Raw genomic sequence first — 17,051 nt, 5'->3', positions numbered from 1 at the left:
GAAACTGGAAGAAACGATTATTGTACCTGCAACAGGAAAGTTTATTGAAATGGAAGTGGTGCTGGATCCGACATTCAAGCAAAAAATGATGGGAGATGGTTTGCAATTGTAACCTACTGAGGGTGAAGTTATTTACCGATAGATGACGCCTTTACAGTTCTTAAATATTACAGCTCATCTATCTGAAAAGTCAAAAAAATCAAACAATTGGACTTTATTTTAAATAAGAATAATAACAAATACAAAGTCATTAGCTGCACAGTACAAGGATACTACGCAATTATAAAGTCTTAAAAAGTTCTCTATTTAAGACTCGGATCTTTAGTTGAACAACCTTTTTCTAACACCAAAAGGCTACTAATTGAAAAGTAGCCTTTATAACACAATATATTGTCTTTCATACATAGATTACAATAAATCTGGCAATACTATCATAAGCAATACAAAGTCAATGTGCTACCGGTGCTAGAGCCCATCTTAATTGATGGAGGGAGCGGACCACATCACATTACAATAGAATGATCACTTTAATCTAAAGAAAAGGAATATGATATAGAGTAGTGTAATTTCTGATTAAAATAAGTTCGCGTTAAATACAATTTAACCATACAAGATTTATTATCATCCATTTAGTCATAATCCTTGTTATATAAAGGGTTTATGTCTACTTTTATTTTATAAGCAAGTGAAGGAAAGTCGAATTAATCATAGTTGCAGGGATATGCGAGTATTAATTAAAAAAGGTTCAGCTTATGTATTAGTGTTGTCGTAGCAATCAATGTGTGTGAGTATTTTTCAAGACATTAAAAATAATGCATATTTTGATTAATTGACAATTCAATACCCTAATGTTAGGATGTCTATATCCTAATGTTAGGATATAGGATGAAAGAAGTGATTAGAAAGGAGATAAAGATGATTGCAGACTTGAATTGGAAGTTGAGAAAAATCGGGAGAAAAGATTAACTGCTAAAGAAATAATTGGTGAGACAATTTGAGACAATAACACTGGAAAGAAATAAATGGCCAAGTGACATTAATAATTAGGCTGGTTTTTCAGAATGCGAACAAGCATCAGTGGGGTTAAACGGAAATTATAATAATTCGGATATTATCCTAATGTTAGGATAATAGAAAAGGAGAATGTAAAATGGTATCAACAATACTGCAAATAATTTTAGGGTTAGGGTTTATTATGTTTGGGCTAATGAAGTTTAGGTCAAAGCAAATGGTTGAAGGATTTAAACATTATGGGTATTCAGCAGGATTTCGAATTTTTACAGGCACGGTAGAGATTGTTGCTGCAGTTCTATTAATCACAGGTATTTGGAATGGAACATTGGCTGCAATTGGTAGTTTTCTTGTTGTTGCAACAATGATTGGTGCAATATTTACACATTTAAAAATTCAAGATAAATTGAAAGATATGATGATGCCTATCATTTTATTTGTACTCGGAGCCCTTGTATTAATACTAAACTACTCATCTTTACTTGGCTAAGTTAATTAAATATTTTATGCTTAAGATAAAGTAAAGTCGGAGGCGATTAATTGATGGACCAAAAATTACAATATGCAGAAAAAGATTTGAAGCTATTTCGTATATGGTTAAAAGCGACGAAAACACTTTATGATAATGTGACGAAAGATATAACAAGTCACGGTTTAACAATTGAAAACTTTATGACCCTGGAACTACTTTATAATAAAGGTCCACAATATATTCAAGTAATTAGTGAAAAGTTAATGATACCAAGCGGAAGTATTACGTATGTAGTGAACAAACTAGAAAAAAAAGAACTAGCAATGCGCGAAATCAATAATGAAAACAAACGGTATTGCAAAGTTGTTTTAACAGAAAAAGGGGAAGCATTATTTAATGAAATTTTCCCGAAACATGTTGGAATGATCGTGAAAAATTTAGAGGTCTTAGATAACGAGCAAAAGGAGCAATTAACAACATTATTAAAAACGGTTGGTCTTGCTGCAAAGGAGCTTTCATAAAGGAAAGTGGAAAAATACAATTCATTTCTGATTGATAGTTGGCATATATTCGATTGTTGGTCATTTAGGAAAATGGTAAATAATTAACAGGTGTAGGTTCTGAAACAACAATTTACTGATACTGCGGATCATCATGATCGGCTTAAAGTTGGGTCACTACTACTTATTATGGATTGTGCTGTAAAAGATAGGTAAGAATAGTGAGATTTCATACGTGACTATTATCTCGAAGTTGAGATTTGTGAATTTGAAATGAAAATGGAGCATAAGAAAGACGAAAAGAATTGATAATGTTGTTTCCAACAGTGATGGTCCTTATGAGAATTACAATACTTATAAGAAGGAATGTGTAAAAATGGGGTTTTTGGACAAACTATTTAGAAACTCAAAGGAGATGGAAAATATGTCAAAAGTAAAATTAGCTGTGGTTTTTTATAGCATGAGTGGAACAAACTATCAACTAGCAAAATGGGCAGAAGAAGGGTCGCGAGAAGCTGGTGCTGATGTTAAAGTATTAAAGGTACAAGAATTAGCCCCACAATCAGTCATTGAGGGGAATGAAGTATGGAGATCAACAGTTGAATCAACAAAAGACGTACCAGTAGCAACATCGGATGATATTGAATGGGCAGATGCCATTATTTTTAGTGTTCCAACACGTTTTGGTAATATGCCCTCACAAATGAAGCAATTCCTTGATACACAAGGTGGACTATGGGCAGGTGGTAAGACAGTAAATAAAGTAGTGAGTGGAATGACTTCGGCACAAAATCCACATGGTGGTCAAGAAGCTACTTTACTATCTTTATATACTTCTATGATGCACTGGGGTGCGATTATTGCTTCTCCTGGATACACCGATCCGGTATTGTTTGGTGCAGGAGGGAATCCTTATGGGACAAGTGTTACAGTTGACCAAGATGGTAAAATGCTTGAAGATGTGGAAGCTGCAGTGAAACATCAGGCTAGACGTACAGTTGAGGTCGCAAAGTGGGTTAAAAAAGGAAATCAATAAATTATTCTAATTAGTTAAAAGTCAATAGCCCTATTCGAAAAGTGTTACTCGATATGTGATGAAAATGGGCTTTCACCTAGAATAACTATTAACTAAATACAATTTAACTATAGTTGAATTTATAAAAGGTTTAGTCATAATCCTGGTTGTATAGGATTATGACTTTTTCTTTACCAAGAGAATCAATCATCCTTGCTGGTATTTCTCTCATTATGACTTTAGTTGTACGGTAACCATAATTATCCATAGTTACAATAAAGTTACCATATAACCTTAAAGTGCCTACTTCACAATTATCTGTTAGTAATATACCATCTATGATAATAGTGAGCTAATACAATAGATTGTGAGGGTTACATCATGCAAAACCTAGTTTGATTTATTTGGTGAATAGTCCAAATTATTTCTATGAGGCGATACACTAAATATTATAAAAAGATATCAATAGATGAGTTTGTTTAAACCAAAATTCCATTGCAGTGATTGGCTATTTCAAATAATTGTTACTATGTTTTATCGAGTGTATTACCTGTAATTGATAAAGCGCTATTTTAGTGCCAGCTAATAATTGAAAGATGAGATCGGTAAACCCATTGGAACTGATAGGATCCCAAATCATCAAAATTAATGACAAGGGGAGATTGGATATGAAAAAGAAAGCAGTTGGATTAGTCAAGATATTATTACTTTTAAGCGTTATATTAATTGGTTGTTCGAATGTTCAAGAAACTAATATGTCTAACAATGAATCTTCTAAGGTAATATTAACTGAAAATTCGGCTTATTCAGCCATATCTGTACTTGGAAAAGACTTTGCTTTTCCAAATAGGATTGAAGGAATGCCTAATAAATTATCAGACTTTGAAGATCTGAATATCGGCTCATTCCTAACCAGCGATGGTGTGAGACTGTCTTATTGGACTGCAGGTACTGGCGAACCCCTGATTCTTCTTCCGGGATGGTCAGTTAATGGTGCACACTTTTTGAATGTAATGTACCTTCTAAGTGAGAACTACCGGGTTTATACCCTAGATCCTCGCAATCAAGGGTTATCGGAAGATGTACTGTTTGGAAATCGCATATCCCGTTATGCTACTGACCTTAAGGAATTTACTGATTATTTGGATATAAAATCCGCAAATTATGTAGGCCATTCAATGGGTGCTGCGATGCTATGGAGTTATATTGATCTTTACGGAACAAAAAAAATAAACAAAGTTGCTTTTGTCGATCAGCCACCTGTAATCGTCCCACTACCTAACATGACAGACGAAGAACGTATGGAATTAGGGGTACCGTTTGATTCTTCTGAACAGTTAGAGAATGCAATGGCATCTATAGATCTTTCGAAAATGGATAGTTCTAGCACACTATACTCCGAAAATTCAACAAGCCTATCTAATCAAATTGCTAACAATGATATGGAATACTTAATCCGTGTTATGTATGATCATGGTACCAATGACTGGCGTGATGTCATTCAAAATAAGATAGATGTAACCACCGCAATCTTCTCAGGTAAGCTTAGTCCCAATTTACAAAGTCAGCAATGGTTGCACTCAGCTATCCCTAATTCTACTCTGTATATTTATTCAGAAGAAGAACATGGAGATCATAGTCTAATGGAAAAGAATCCAGTGAAATTCACTAGTGATCTTCAGGAGTTCTTAGAACGTAATAAATAAAAATGGAATTCAATATAGAAAATGATTCACCTGTATTTTGTATATAATAGTTACTTTTAGGTTTCCATATAACTTTTAAGTGCCTACTTTACAGTTATTTATAATGGTTTTACGATAATTATAGGTTCACTGATACAGAAGATGTCGAAGTAAAGAAAAAAAGGAGGATATAAAATGAACATCCAATCTCGATTTGCAAAAATAAGAGGTTTCACTGATCAAATTGTAGCACCCTTAGAAGCGGAAGACTTTATCATTCAGTCTACTTCAGATGTTAGTCCTGCAAAATGGCATCTTGCCCACACAACATGGTTCTTTGAAAGGTTTGTACTCATACCTCATGCTAGTAATTACCAAGAATTCAATCCGCAATTTGACCATTTATTTAATTCTTACTATGAGACGATTGGGAAACCTTTTGCAAGACCAAATCGTGGTCTGCTTTCTAGACCAACAATAAAGGAAGTTGTGAAATATCGTAAATATGTAGAAGAAAATATCTTAAATATGCTCAATCAAGCAGATCAAGAACTAATAAAAAAGATTGAACCAATCATTGAAATTGGTATGAATCATGAACAACAACACCAGGAATTACTTTTAACAGATATCAAATATAACTTTTCCATAAATCCTTTAAAACCTGCTTATTTCAATGACTCTTCCCATGATGATTCATACACTTCTGATATGGAATGGATCCATTTAGAAGAAGGTTTAGTAGAGATCGGACATGATGGAAAAGGATTTGCCTTTGATAACGAATCTCCCCGGCATAAAGTATGGTTAAATGCTTATTCTATTGCGTCCAGAACAGTGACTAATAAAGAATTCATTGCATTTATAGAAGATGGAGGATATGAAAAAGTACAATATTGGTTATCTGACGGATGGTCTACGTTAAAAAAAGAAGGATGGGAGGCACCTCTTTATTGGGAAAAGAAAGATGGAGCATGGTTTTATTTCACTTTATCTGGAATGAAAGAAGTAAACGTAAATGAACCTGTCACACATATTAGCTATTATGAGGCTGATGCCTACGCTAGATGGGCAGGAAAAAGGCTTCCAACAGAAGCAGAATGGGAACATGCATTTTCTAATGAAGAAATTGAGGGGAATTTCGCCGAATCGGGTAACTATCACCCTGTTGTAAAGACAGATTCGAACTATAATGCGTTTGGAAATGTGTGGGAGTGGACAATGAGCCCATACAGCCCTTATCCGGGAAATAAACCATTAGAAGGTGCACTGGGGGAGTATAATGCTAAGTTTATGGCAAATCAAATGGTATTGAAAGGTGGTTCATGTGTGACACCTGCTTCTCATATAAGGCTTACATACAGAAACTTTTTCCAACCTGAAAAGCAATGGCAGTTTAGCGGATTTCGTTTAGCGGAGGATAAGAAATGAGTATTACCAGTAAAAATATTCAGATATTAGATTTTCAACCTTCGTTAGGATCATTTCGAACTGAGGTGCTAATGGGTTTGAAAAGTGAAAAGAAATATATAGATTCTAAATGGTTATATGATGAAGCAGGTTCTGCTTTGTTTGAAAATATTACTGCACTACCAGAATATTATCCAACCAGAACAGAATTATCAATATTGTTAAAAAACGCCAAAGAAATCACCTCATGTGTTGGTGAGCAAGTAACGTTGGTGGATTTTGGTAGCGGGAGCAGCGAAAAGGTGAAAATCTTGCTAAATGAAATGAAACAGTCTATTTCATATATGCCGGTAGATATATCAAAAGAGTTTTTATTGGAATCAGCAAAACAAATTGCGAATGAAAATCCTAAGCTAAATGTTACAGCAATTTGTGCGGATTACACAAAATTACCTGATTTACCATTCGTTCCAGGGAAAAAAGTTATCTTCTTCCCTGGTTCAACCTTTGGAAATTTTGAAGTGAAAAAAGGCAAGGAATTTTTAAAAAGGATATCTAATATGTTGAAGGTTGGCGATGGATTACTAATTGGGTTAGATTTGAAAAAATCTCATCAAATTCTTAATAGGGCTTATAATGATGATTCCGGGGTTACTGCTGCCTTTAACTTAAATTTATTGAAGCGAATTAATCGCGAACTTGATGGTAATTTTGATATTACGCGGTTTGAGCATTTTGCTTTCTTTAATGAGAAACAAGAAAGAGTGGAAATGCACTTAAAAAGCCTGCAGGATCAATTCGTGACAATTGGAGAAGATTTAATAGAATTTAGAAAAAATGAAACAATTCATACTGAAAATTCATACAAATTTGACCTTGAAACATTTGAATTAATGGCAAAGAATAGTGGATTCAAAAACCATAGCGTATGGACTGATCCGGATTCGCTGTTTAGTGTAATTTATTTAGAAAAAAATTATAGTTAATTTCTTTTAACTTCACAGCTATAGAAAGCTTTTCTCAATAGTTACCTTTAAGTAACTACTTTACAAATATACTTACTCTATGTAATATTGGTTTGTAATTTAAATTATAACTCAATTTAGAAAACGTATTCTAAATTAGGATTGTGACTGTTTAATCAGGCAAAACCGATGATATTTGTAAGTAGTGGTGTGCTCTTTTTTTGTGGGGGTGTCTAAGTGAAGATTTTAAAAATACTTAATAACAATGTCATTATCTCAGTAAAGAAAGAAGAAGAAGTCATTGTCATGGGGCGTGGGATAGCTTTTAATAAAAAAGCTGGTGATGAAATAAATGAGAACAAGATTGATAAAATCTTTACTTTGGAAGATGAAAATATAACGGCAAAATTCAAAACGCTAATAGCTGACATCCCTATAGAGTATATGGAATTATCTGAGAAAATCATTAACTACGCAAAGATGGAATTAGGTAAAAAGCTAGATAATAGTATTTACATTTCTTTAACAGATCACATTCATTTTGCTATAGAGCGACATAGAAACAATATACCGATAAAAAATGGGTTGCTTTGGGAGACAAAGCAACTTTACAAAGAAGAGTTTGAAATTGCAATTGAAGCATTAAATATGATCTTTGAGCAGTTTCATATAATATTACCTGAAGATGAGGCGGGTTTTATCGCATTACATTTGGTAAATGCTCAGTTTAGTGAAGATATGAGTAATGTTGTCGATATGACAAAGGTGACGCAAGATATTATAACGATCATCAAATATCACTTTAAGATTGAATTTGATGATAACTCGTTAAATTACTATCGGTTTATCACTCATCTAAAATTCCTTGCCCACAGATTGGTGAAGGGCAATCATTACAAGGGTGAATCTGAGGATGATCTCTTAAATGTTATTAAAAAGAAATATCCGGAAGCGTATAAATGCACCGAAAAAATCAAGAAATTCGTCGAGAGTCAACATCGATATCAGTTGACTGAAGAAGAAATGCTTTACTTAACAATTCATATACAAAGAATAGTTAAAAATAAATAATTCTATTTAGGATTGTGACTTATTAGGCAAAACCTAAATTGACCTTCTAAAGTAAAAAGGGTCGATTTAGGTTTTTTATATGTAAAATTGCAGATCTGAAGATATTCAGAAAAATTTTAAAGTTTAGGAATTTAATTACGTGGTGTTAGGCTGACTTTACATTTATAGACATAGCAAGTTTTATTTAGTGTGTGACCTGGAAAAAATAATATAACAAAAAATGTAAAATAAAATAAGGAGGAGAAAATATGAGTTATGAAAAACTAGCGAAAGATATTTTACAAAACATAGGTGGAGAAGAAAATATCTCAAGCCTTGTGCATTGTGCGACTCGATTAAGGTTCACGTTGAATGATACGAGTAAAGCAAATAAATCAGAATTGGAAAGCAATGATGATGTTTTAAGCGTTGTCGAAGCAGGGGGTCAGTACCAAGTCATTATTGGATCACATGTAGGGGAAGTATATAAGGAAATATCAAAAGTTACAAATGTAGGTGAAAAAGCAGACGATTCGAAGAACAAACCAAAGGGATCAATTATGTCTCAAGTGTTTGATGTGATTTCTCGAAGTTTTTCACCTTTGCTAGGTGCACTAGCCGGTGCTGGTATGCTTAAAGCGTTATTAACCGTCCTAACGATGGTAGGCTGGCTTTCACCAGAAAGTGGAACGTATTTTATATTATCAGCTGCTGGAAATGCTGTTTTCTATTTCTTACCCATATTACTAGCAATTACACTTTCTATTAGATTAGGCGCAAACCCATATGTAGGTGGATCGATTGGTGCAGCATTACTTGAGCCAAATTTAACAGGGTTAATTGATAGTGAGGCATCGTTCTTGGGAATACCAGCTATTATTGTTGATTATTCTGCAACTGTATTTCCTGTGTTTATAGCTATATGTATGTATGCGCTCTTTGAAAAAGGAATAAAGAAAGTAATACACAAGGATTTCCAATTGTTCTTAGTACCCATGCTTTCTCTTATCGTAATCCTTCCACTGACAGTTCTTATTTTCGGACCGTTTGGAACCTATTTTGGAGATGGGATTGCAGCAGGAATTAATTTCTTATTAGATCTTAGTGGTTTATTAACTGGTGCTGTTGTCGGAGCAGGTTGGTTATTCTTAACCTTATTTGGACTTCATTGGGGAATTATTCCGATTATTCTTCAAAATCTCGGCAATGGAGCAGACCCACTGCAGGCAATGTTAGCGGGTGCCGTTTTTGCGCAGATCGGGGTTGCAGTAGGATTCATAATTCGTGCAAGAGACAAAAAATTAAAAGCATTAGCTGCTTCAACTGTTCTTCCAGCAGCACTTGCAGGTGTCAGTGAACCGATTATTTATGGTTTGGCTATTCGTTATAAAAAAACATTAGCTTATGTTGCAATTGCTGGAGCAGTAGGTGGAGCGATTAATGGTGCTCTAGGTGTCAAACAAGTCGAATTTGCTTTGGTTAGTTTCTTAGCAATTCCTACATTTTCGCCAATGGGCTTATTTGTAATCGGTGCTCTAATAGCGTTCATTTTAGGTATGCTTATGACCGTAATTCTAGGGTTTGAAAAGAAACAAGACAAACAAGTGGATACTGATACAATAAAACCCGAAAACGCGCAAGAACGTCAGGTTTTAATCAAAAAGGAAAAAATAGCTAGTCCACTTACAGGAGAAGTGAAATTATTAAGTGAAGTAAGCGATCCTGCATTTTCTTCTGAAGCGATGGGAAAAGGAATTGCCATAGAACCTTCAGTTGGTGAAGCTGTTTCCCCGGTGAATGGTAAAATATCAGCAATATTTCCTACTAATCATGCGGTTGGAATTACATCGGATGATGGTGCCGAAATATTAATTCATATTGGAATTGATACAGTACAGCTGGAAGGCAAGTACTTTACGTCTTTTGTAAAACAAGGTGATGTTGTAAAGCAAGGGGATCGATTAGTAGAGTTTGATATAGAGAAAATTAAAGAAGCTGGCTTTGCTGTTACGACACCGATAATTGTTACAAATACAAGTGAATATACAGAAATCGTTCCAACAGAACATGAAAATATTCAAATGAAAGAAAATCTGATAACACTAATAGTTTAAGCCTTAAAAGGTGAGGATAAACTCCTCACTTTTTATAGATATTCTTTATCATCACAATTTTTACTATTATTTCCATTATAGAAAAAAAGATATTGGGGCTGATATATGGCTCTGACAACTTTATAACATTGAAAAACAAGAATAAATTCATAAGAAATGAGGGGAGGACTTACATGTTAAAATGTGCGATTTCGGAACAAGATATTACACCTATAAAACCAATGGACCTCAGCGGTTATACTATTGATTTTAACTATCCATTAAGACGAGGTATAAGTAATGGAGCGTTAGATCCTTTACTATGTGTCACGATGTTATTAGAGATTAATGGTGAGAGGGTCCTATTTGTATCTTTAGATTTCATAGTAGTAATCAAATCCTTCACGGAAGAGATAAGAGAAGCAATTTCTAATCGTTTTTCAATTCCTGTAATGAATATTATCGTCAGTGGCACACACACGCACTCAGGTCCGCATGTTTTTCTGCCACAATATGTATCAAATGAAGACCAGGAAAAGATATTAGAAAAAGACTATTTAAATATAGTGAAAGAAAAAATATTTTTATCCGTTGAGGAAGTTCTACATAATCTAGAGTCAGTAGAAGCCTATTACTCAAATACACATATAAATGGTTATTATGGGAATAGAAATGTGCGAAGCGGCTCATATGATGACAGCTTTCATGTCATCCGATTCAAAAACTCTGAAGATAAGGTTATTGGCAGTTTTGCTAATATTAGCTGTCATCCAACCATTTTAAAAGAAAATTCTTTAAAGTTTAGTGCGGATTTACTAGGGAATATTCGAAAAAATATATCAGAGAAATGGGATTCACCAGTTTTACTGACGAATGGTGCTGCAGGTGATGTGAGTAGTAGACATTTTACAAATGATAATACGTATGACACTGTAATCGAGTTTGGAACAGGAATTTCAAATCAGGTTCTGAATAACTTTAATGAGTCAAGAATAGATCTGGACGATATTAAAGTGAAGAAAGTTAGCCTCAAGCAAGAATATTCCCCCAAAAAAGATAAGAATCTTGCAGGTATTAATATACTTGATAACCCAGATGTACCAGAAATTTTTAAAAAAGAAGTAAAAAGGAAACAAAGTGTAAATAATATTTTATTTGAATTAGAGAGTTATATTTATCTAATTGGACCAGTATCTTTTATTACATTTCCTGGAGAATGTGTTACAAGCCTTGCTGAGAAAATAAAATCGGCTTCTAATATGGAGATTACAATGTTAATTTGTTATGCTAATGATTTTTGGTATTATTTTGTTCCGGAAGAGGAATATGGAAAGTATTTTGAAAGTATAATTTCCCCCCTTCCAATGGGACTTGCTGACAAGTACGGACACTTAATAAGTGACGAGTTGCAAAATATTCAATCAAAATAAAAAAATCAAAATTTTCAAGAAAATGAGTAAAAACAGGAGGTAATAACAATGACTGTAAAAAATGAACAATTTCCTCAAGGATTTCTATGGGGTGGGGCAACAGCAGCAAACCAAATCGAAGGTGGTTTTTACGAAGGGAATAAAGGGTTAAATATTGCTGATGTGTTACCAGGTGGGAAAGAAAGATTGAAGGTTTTGAAAGAGCCTGGATTTAATTTTGAAATAGATAAAACAAAATACAATTATCCAAATCATGAAGCTATTGACTTTTATCATCGGTACAAAGAAGATATTAAGTTATTTGCTGAAATGGGATTTAAAGTATTTCGTATGTCCATTGCCTGGAGTCGCATTTTTCCAAAAGGTACAGAGTTAGAGCCAAACGAGGAAGGACTTGCTTTCTATGATCGCGTATTTGATGAATTGCATAAATATGGGATTGAACCAGTAGTTACTATTTCTCACTATGAAATGCCACTAAATCTTGTAAAAGAGTACAGTGGTTGGAAAAGTCGGGAAGTCATACCCCTATTTGAACGTTATGCGTCTGCTGTTTTAAACCGATATAAAGGAAAAGTGAAATATTGGATGACATTCAATGAGATTAATAGTGCACTTCATTTTCCGATTATGAGTATGGGTTTCTCAGTTCAAGAAGGAGAAAATAAATATCAAAAAATATTCCAAGCTTTCCACCATCAATTTGTTGCAAGCAGTCTCGCTGTTAAGGCATGTCGTGAAATCATTCCAGAAGCTAAAATTGGTTGCATGCTTTTGCATGCACCTGTTTATTCGTATGATAGCAATCCAGAGAATATCTTGTATGCACTTCAAGAAGAGCAGATTTTTAATTATTTCTGTGGTGATGTACAAGTTAGAGGGGAATACCCTGGTTACGCTAAACGTTTTTTCGAAGAGAACCTTGTCGACATTTTAATGGAAGATGGTGACTTAGACTTAATTAAAGATTATACAGTAGATTATATTGGATTAAGTTACTACATGTCGCAAACACAGAAAAAAGAAAAAGAAGGTCTAGATACAGCTGCCGGGAATCTTTTAGAAGGTGTCAAAAATCCATTTTTAAAAGCAAGTGACTGGGGATGGGAAATAGATCCAACAGGTTTGAGGATAGGTTTAAATAGATTGTATGGTCGTTATCAAATCCCATTATTCGTCGTTGAAAATGGCTTAGGAGCCTATGACAAGATTGAAGATGATGGACTTATTAATGATGATTACCGTATTGATTATTTAAGAAGTCACATAGAAGCCATGGCAGAAGCGATAAAAGATGGGGTGGATCTTATGGGATATACAAGTTGGGGATGTATCGATTTAGTTAGCGCATCAACTGGTGAATTCTCGAAGCGGTATGGATTTATATATGTCGACAAACATGATGATGGAAGTGGCACACTTAATCGCGAGAGGAAAAAATCGTTCTATTGGTATAAAGATGTTATTAAAAGTAACGGAGAAGTTTTATAAATATAGCAGAATGAATAATGATACGTCAAAAGGAAGAAAGGGAATTCCCTTGTGGTATTAATTAACTAGCATCGTTACTAAAAGGTTCCTATAAAACCTAAAGGTGCCTACTTTTCAGTTGATACTAAAGCTTTTATTATGACTGTATGGAGAGGTTTCACTAATTTACTAAATTTGTGAGTCATGCATCATTTTATGAGTTTCGCATAGTACTAGCTACCGGCCAATGTAGGATGCTTTAATTGTGCAAATATAATAACGTTAGACATTTACAGTACTATTGACCCATCTATGTTTTTAGGTGGTGAGTAATTGACGGTGAGACTTGGATTCAATTTATGGAAGTTTTCAATCAAGGAATTTTGTTAGGTACAGAAACAAGTAAATGGAAAGTAATTGGGCGGAAGAAAATCATTAAATATTGTTTTATAAATATTAAGTGTATTTAAAGGAATATTAATTTAATCATAATGTTGACCTCAAAAGATCCTCTCCTGTTGAACAAGTTCAATCACTTGAAAAAGGAGATGACTAACTTGCTAAATTTTAAAAATATTGTATCTAAAACAATTTTGACTCCAGCAAATGGATGTGTTGCAAACAATGATTTTACGTTTTCATTAAATCCTTATGTTGGCTGAATGTTTGCTTGTAAGTATTGTTATGTTAGAGAAATGCCAAAGGCTAGATATAGAGGAGAAGAATGGGGAAGTTATGTTGACATAAAGTCAAATGCAAGCACCTTATTGAAAAATGACATAAAAAAGCAAAAAAGAAAGATCAGCGTATCTCCATCTTTATGAGTACAGCAACTGATCCGTATCAATGGATAGAAGCAAAAGAAAGATTAACAGAAGCAATATTAGAAAGTATGCTTACATTTATTGACGATATTGATTTTCTAATGAATCACACACGTTCGCCATTAGTTATGCGGGATATTGAATTGTTTATGGAATTCAGGGTTAAAATATTTGTTAGTATGACTATAGAAACAGATAGCGAAAATAAAGGAAAATTTTCACACCTTTTGCGCCACCAATTCCAGCAAGATTAAGAGCTTTAAAGGAAATCATTCAAGCGGGGATCCCTACAAGAATATCCATTTCCCCATCCTACCAATGACAAAAAAAGTGATGAAGTTATTTAAAGAGGCAACAGATACTGTTGTATTAGATACGTACTCATTTTGTAATGGAGGAAAAGGTAATCGAACCGATCAGATGGGAATTAAAAAAATTTATGATGATATAAAACTCCCTCAATGGTATGAAAAAGATGCTTATAAAAAAATCATACCAATATTAGAGGAAGAGTTCGATGAAGTCAAAACGATTAAAGATGAATGTAGTAAATGTAGCTACTTTTCATCCTAGAAATGATGATAGGGATAAATGACTGATATGTTTTGTGATGTAGCAATAAGTGTAAACTTACAGACGATAAACGCCGTGTTGCTTAGCTTTATATTTATAATCATTTAAAGATGAGAGGAGATTTGTTTGGATAATAATATATGGCTTCAAATGAAAGACTATTTTGCTGAAAACATGGGTGATTTTTTAATTGCAGTGAAAGAGCATTTAGAAGTCAGTTTGATTGCTTTACTCATTGCAATTATCATTGGTATCTCGTGTGGATATGTTTGCTTTAAGTATAAAAAAATGGAAAGTAAAATTATACCTTTTTTTCAGGTGTTGAGAGTTATTCCAAGTCTTGCGATTTTACTTTTGTTAATACCGATTATGGGTACTGGTATAAAGTCAGCGATTATTGCGCTTGTCCTATTATCAGTACCACCTGTTCTCATGAATACTGTTGTAGGCATTAAAGAAGTCCCTGGATTTTTGATTGAATCAGCATATGGGATGGGAATGACGGAGAGACAAGTATTTTGGAAGGTTCAATTGCCATTAGCCTTGCCCTTGATATTTACAGGAATTAAAATCGCAACAATAGAAATAATTGCCAGCGCCACATTAGCAGCCAAAATAGGAAGTGGTGGAATCGGAGAGATTATTTTTACTGGTCTAGGCCTTAACAGGACAGACTTACTTGTAATAGGTGGTATTACTGTTGGGTTAATGACCATACTAGCATCGTTTATTATAGAATTAATAAATAGAATGCTGATGAGATATAAATACTTAAAGTAGTAAGAAGCAAATCCAGATATTGCAGAAATTATTCATAAAAAGAGTGCGATATTGGATAATGCGAAATTAAATGGATACTAAAGTAGATGAAGGAAAATAGAGTTCAAAAAAGTAATATAGAGTAGTGGAAATCCAATAAATAATGGATGTGGGAGGTTTTTATGACCCAAAAAGCAATTGAATTCCATAATATAAGTAAAAAATTTAAGCATGCACAATATTATGCAGTCGATAAAGTGAACCTCAGTATTGAAGAAGGTGAATTTATTACTATATTAGGTTCATCTGGATCTGGAAAGACAACATTGCTTAAAATGGTTAATAAGTTATACGAACCAAGTCAAGGTTCTATTAGTTTGTTCGGTGAAGATATTGCAAACATTGACTCTATTCGTTTACGTAGAAAGATTGGGTATGTTATTCAACAAATTGGTCTTTTCCCACACATGACTATTGCTCAGAATGTTGCAACTATACCTAAATTGTTACAATGGAATAAAAAAAAGATTAACGATAGAGTTGCATATCTCCTAAACTTAGTAGGTTTAGATGCCAATGATTTTATGAATCGATATCCATCCCAGTTATCTGGTGGACAACAACAAAGAATTGGGCTAGCCAGAGCATTAGCAGTTGATCCGAAAATTATGTTATTGGACGAGCCTCTAGGGGCGGTGGATGCCATCACACGACTTAGTCTTCAAGAAGAATTGTTACGCATTCACGGAGGATTGAATAAGACATTTTTACTAGTGACTCATGATATTAATGAAGCGTTTAAACTAGGATCTAGAGTAGTTATTATGAATAGTGGTAAAGTCTCTCAATTCGACACACCTAGAAATATTGTAGCAAACCCAGCTGATGAATTTGTATATTCACTGATTGAATCATCACGGAGTCAAGAGCAGTTCTGGGAGGGGTTAAGGTGATAGAGTATGCTTTAGAATACCCAGACAAGTTATTGTATCCATTACTAGAGCATATACAAATGTTGGTTATCACTTTAATGATATCCCTTATACTAGCAGCTTTTCTAACAATTATATCGATTTACTCTAGATTATTGTCAAAGACATTAGTTTACTTTTTTTCGGTGATTTATGCGGTACCAAGTATAGCTCTTTTTGCTTTATTAATACCATTAACTGGGTTAGGAAAAACTACTGCTATTATCGTTCTTGTTTTATATAATCAATATGTATTATTACGGAATTTTCTAGAAGGCCTCGATGAAGTGGATCCTGCTGTAACTGAAGCAGCAACTGGTATTGGAATGACTAAAATGCAATTGCTTATTAAGATAAAAATCCCATTATCAAAAAGAGCATTATTTACAGGAATCCGAATTTCGGTTGTTACAACAATTGGGATAGCAACCATCGCCGCTTTTATTAATGCTGGCGGATTGGGAAGTATTCTAAATGATGGACTAAGGACAGTTAATACTGTGAAAATTCTCTGGGGTAGTATTTTAGCAGCAGGTCTTGCAATTGTAACTAATACTATATTAAGTAAATTTGAACGAAAATTGTAATCGGAAAGTGGTTAAATCAATTTAGTTTTTAAACAGAAAGATGGAAGAGGAGAAAACTAGTTTAAGCTTTTTATAACCTCTTCCTAATCTGTTGAGAAATATTTCACTACTGAAGATGCAACTTTGTATGTCAGGATAGATAATGAATCTACTTTTCAAAATCATGAGAAGATTTTAAACCAGAATTCTCAAGGTTTTATTAGATTTTTGAATTAATAAAAATATATATTGAAAAA

Annotated in this window: 16 protein-coding genes; all 16 read left to right on the top strand. The window is 33.7% G+C overall.

Going from position 1 to position 17,051, the window contains the following annotated elements; all coding sequences use genetic code 11:
* The first annotated feature begins 4 nt into the window (after nt 1-4).
* The 16 genes from BMW36_RS20845 to BMW36_RS12815 all read left to right on the top strand — a co-directional run bounded on the left by BMW36_RS20845 (nt 5) and on the right by BMW36_RS12815 (nt 16,815).
* On the top strand, nt 5-112 hold the full coding sequence (locus BMW36_RS20845) for a PTS glucose transporter subunit IIA (protein WP_139180321.1): 108 nt from the start codon (nt 5-7) through the stop codon (nt 110-112).
* 1,038 nt (nt 113-1,150) lie between these two features.
* Entirely contained in the window at nt 1,151-1,501 is a 351-nt protein-coding gene (locus BMW36_RS12885) for a DoxX family protein (RefSeq protein WP_089741748.1), read from the top strand.
* Between the two features lie 53 nt (nt 1,502-1,554).
* The gene (locus BMW36_RS12880; protein WP_089741746.1) at nt 1,555-2,004 is read left to right on the top strand and encodes a MarR family winged helix-turn-helix transcriptional regulator; all 450 of its coding nucleotides are present in this window, start codon (nt 1,555-1,557) and stop codon (nt 2,002-2,004) included.
* 403 nt (nt 2,005-2,407) lie between these two features.
* Nucleotides 2,408-3,019, top strand: a complete 612-nt coding sequence (wrbA, locus tag BMW36_RS12875) for an NAD(P)H:quinone oxidoreductase (protein WP_089741744.1) — start codon at nt 2,408-2,410, stop codon at nt 3,017-3,019.
* A gap of 647 nt (nt 3,020-3,666) precedes the next feature.
* Nucleotides 3,667-4,704: an alpha/beta fold hydrolase gene (locus BMW36_RS12870; protein ID WP_089741742.1), complete on the top strand. Its 1,038-nt coding sequence runs from the start codon at nt 3,667-3,669 to the stop codon at nt 4,702-4,704.
* Nucleotides 4,705-4,878: 174 nt separating this feature from the next.
* Complete coding sequence (gene egtB / locus BMW36_RS12865; protein ID WP_089741740.1) at nt 4,879-6,114, top strand: ergothioneine biosynthesis protein EgtB; 1,236 nt, start codon at nt 4,879-4,881, stop codon at nt 6,112-6,114.
* Nucleotides 6,111-7,079: an L-histidine N(alpha)-methyltransferase gene (egtD, locus tag BMW36_RS12860; protein ID WP_089741738.1), complete on the top strand. Its 969-nt coding sequence runs from the start codon at nt 6,111-6,113 to the stop codon at nt 7,077-7,079. The genes egtB and egtD overlap by 4 nt, the downstream gene beginning before the upstream one ends.
* 216 nt (nt 7,080-7,295) lie before the next feature.
* Nucleotides 7,296-8,129 (top strand): BglG family transcription antiterminator LicT, encoded by an 834-nt coding sequence (licT, locus tag BMW36_RS12855; protein WP_089741736.1) that lies wholly within the window; start codon nt 7,296-7,298, stop codon nt 8,127-8,129.
* Nucleotides 8,130-8,377: 248 nt separating this feature from the next.
* Nucleotides 8,378-10,222, top strand: coding sequence for a beta-glucoside-specific PTS transporter subunit IIABC (locus BMW36_RS12850; RefSeq protein WP_089741734.1), 1,845 nt, complete (start codon nt 8,378-8,380; stop codon nt 10,220-10,222).
* 173 nt (nt 10,223-10,395) lie between these two features.
* Nucleotides 10,396-11,631: a neutral/alkaline non-lysosomal ceramidase N-terminal domain-containing protein gene (locus BMW36_RS12845; protein ID WP_089741732.1), complete on the top strand. Its 1,236-nt coding sequence runs from the start codon at nt 10,396-10,398 to the stop codon at nt 11,629-11,631.
* 48 nt (nt 11,632-11,679) lie between these two features.
* Entirely contained in the window at nt 11,680-13,122 is a 1,443-nt protein-coding gene (locus BMW36_RS12840) for a glycoside hydrolase family 1 protein (protein ID WP_089741730.1), read from the top strand.
* Nucleotides 13,123-13,921: 799 nt separating this feature from the next.
* Entirely contained in the window at nt 13,922-14,179 is a 258-nt protein-coding gene (locus tag BMW36_RS12835) for a hypothetical protein (RefSeq protein ID WP_089741728.1), read from the top strand.
* 76 nt (nt 14,180-14,255) lie between these two features.
* Complete coding sequence (locus BMW36_RS12830; RefSeq protein WP_139180320.1) at nt 14,256-14,498, top strand: hypothetical protein; 243 nt, start codon at nt 14,256-14,258, stop codon at nt 14,496-14,498.
* 126 nt (nt 14,499-14,624) lie between these two features.
* Nucleotides 14,625-15,278 (top strand): ABC transporter permease, encoded by a 654-nt coding sequence (locus BMW36_RS12825; protein ID WP_089741724.1) that lies wholly within the window; start codon nt 14,625-14,627, stop codon nt 15,276-15,278.
* Nucleotides 15,279-15,439: 161 nt separating this feature from the next.
* A complete protein-coding gene (locus BMW36_RS12820; protein ID WP_089741723.1) occupies nt 15,440-16,210 on the top strand; it encodes an ABC transporter ATP-binding protein in 771 nt (256 codons plus the stop codon).
* The gene (locus tag BMW36_RS12815; RefSeq protein WP_089741721.1) at nt 16,207-16,815 is read left to right on the top strand and encodes an ABC transporter permease; all 609 of its coding nucleotides are present in this window, start codon (nt 16,207-16,209) and stop codon (nt 16,813-16,815) included. The genes BMW36_RS12820 and BMW36_RS12815 overlap by 4 nt, the downstream gene beginning before the upstream one ends.
* Nucleotides 16,816-17,051 lie beyond the last annotated feature (236 nt).

Origin of the sequence: Gracilibacillus ureilyticus, assembly GCF_900111195.1 — a bacterium.
GTDB classification, from domain to species: Bacteria; Bacillota; Bacilli; order Bacillales; family Amphibacillaceae; genus Gracilibacillus; species Gracilibacillus ureilyticus.
The sequence above is the reverse complement of the archived record's forward strand: the minus strand, read 5'-3'. Positions and strand labels throughout refer to the sequence as shown.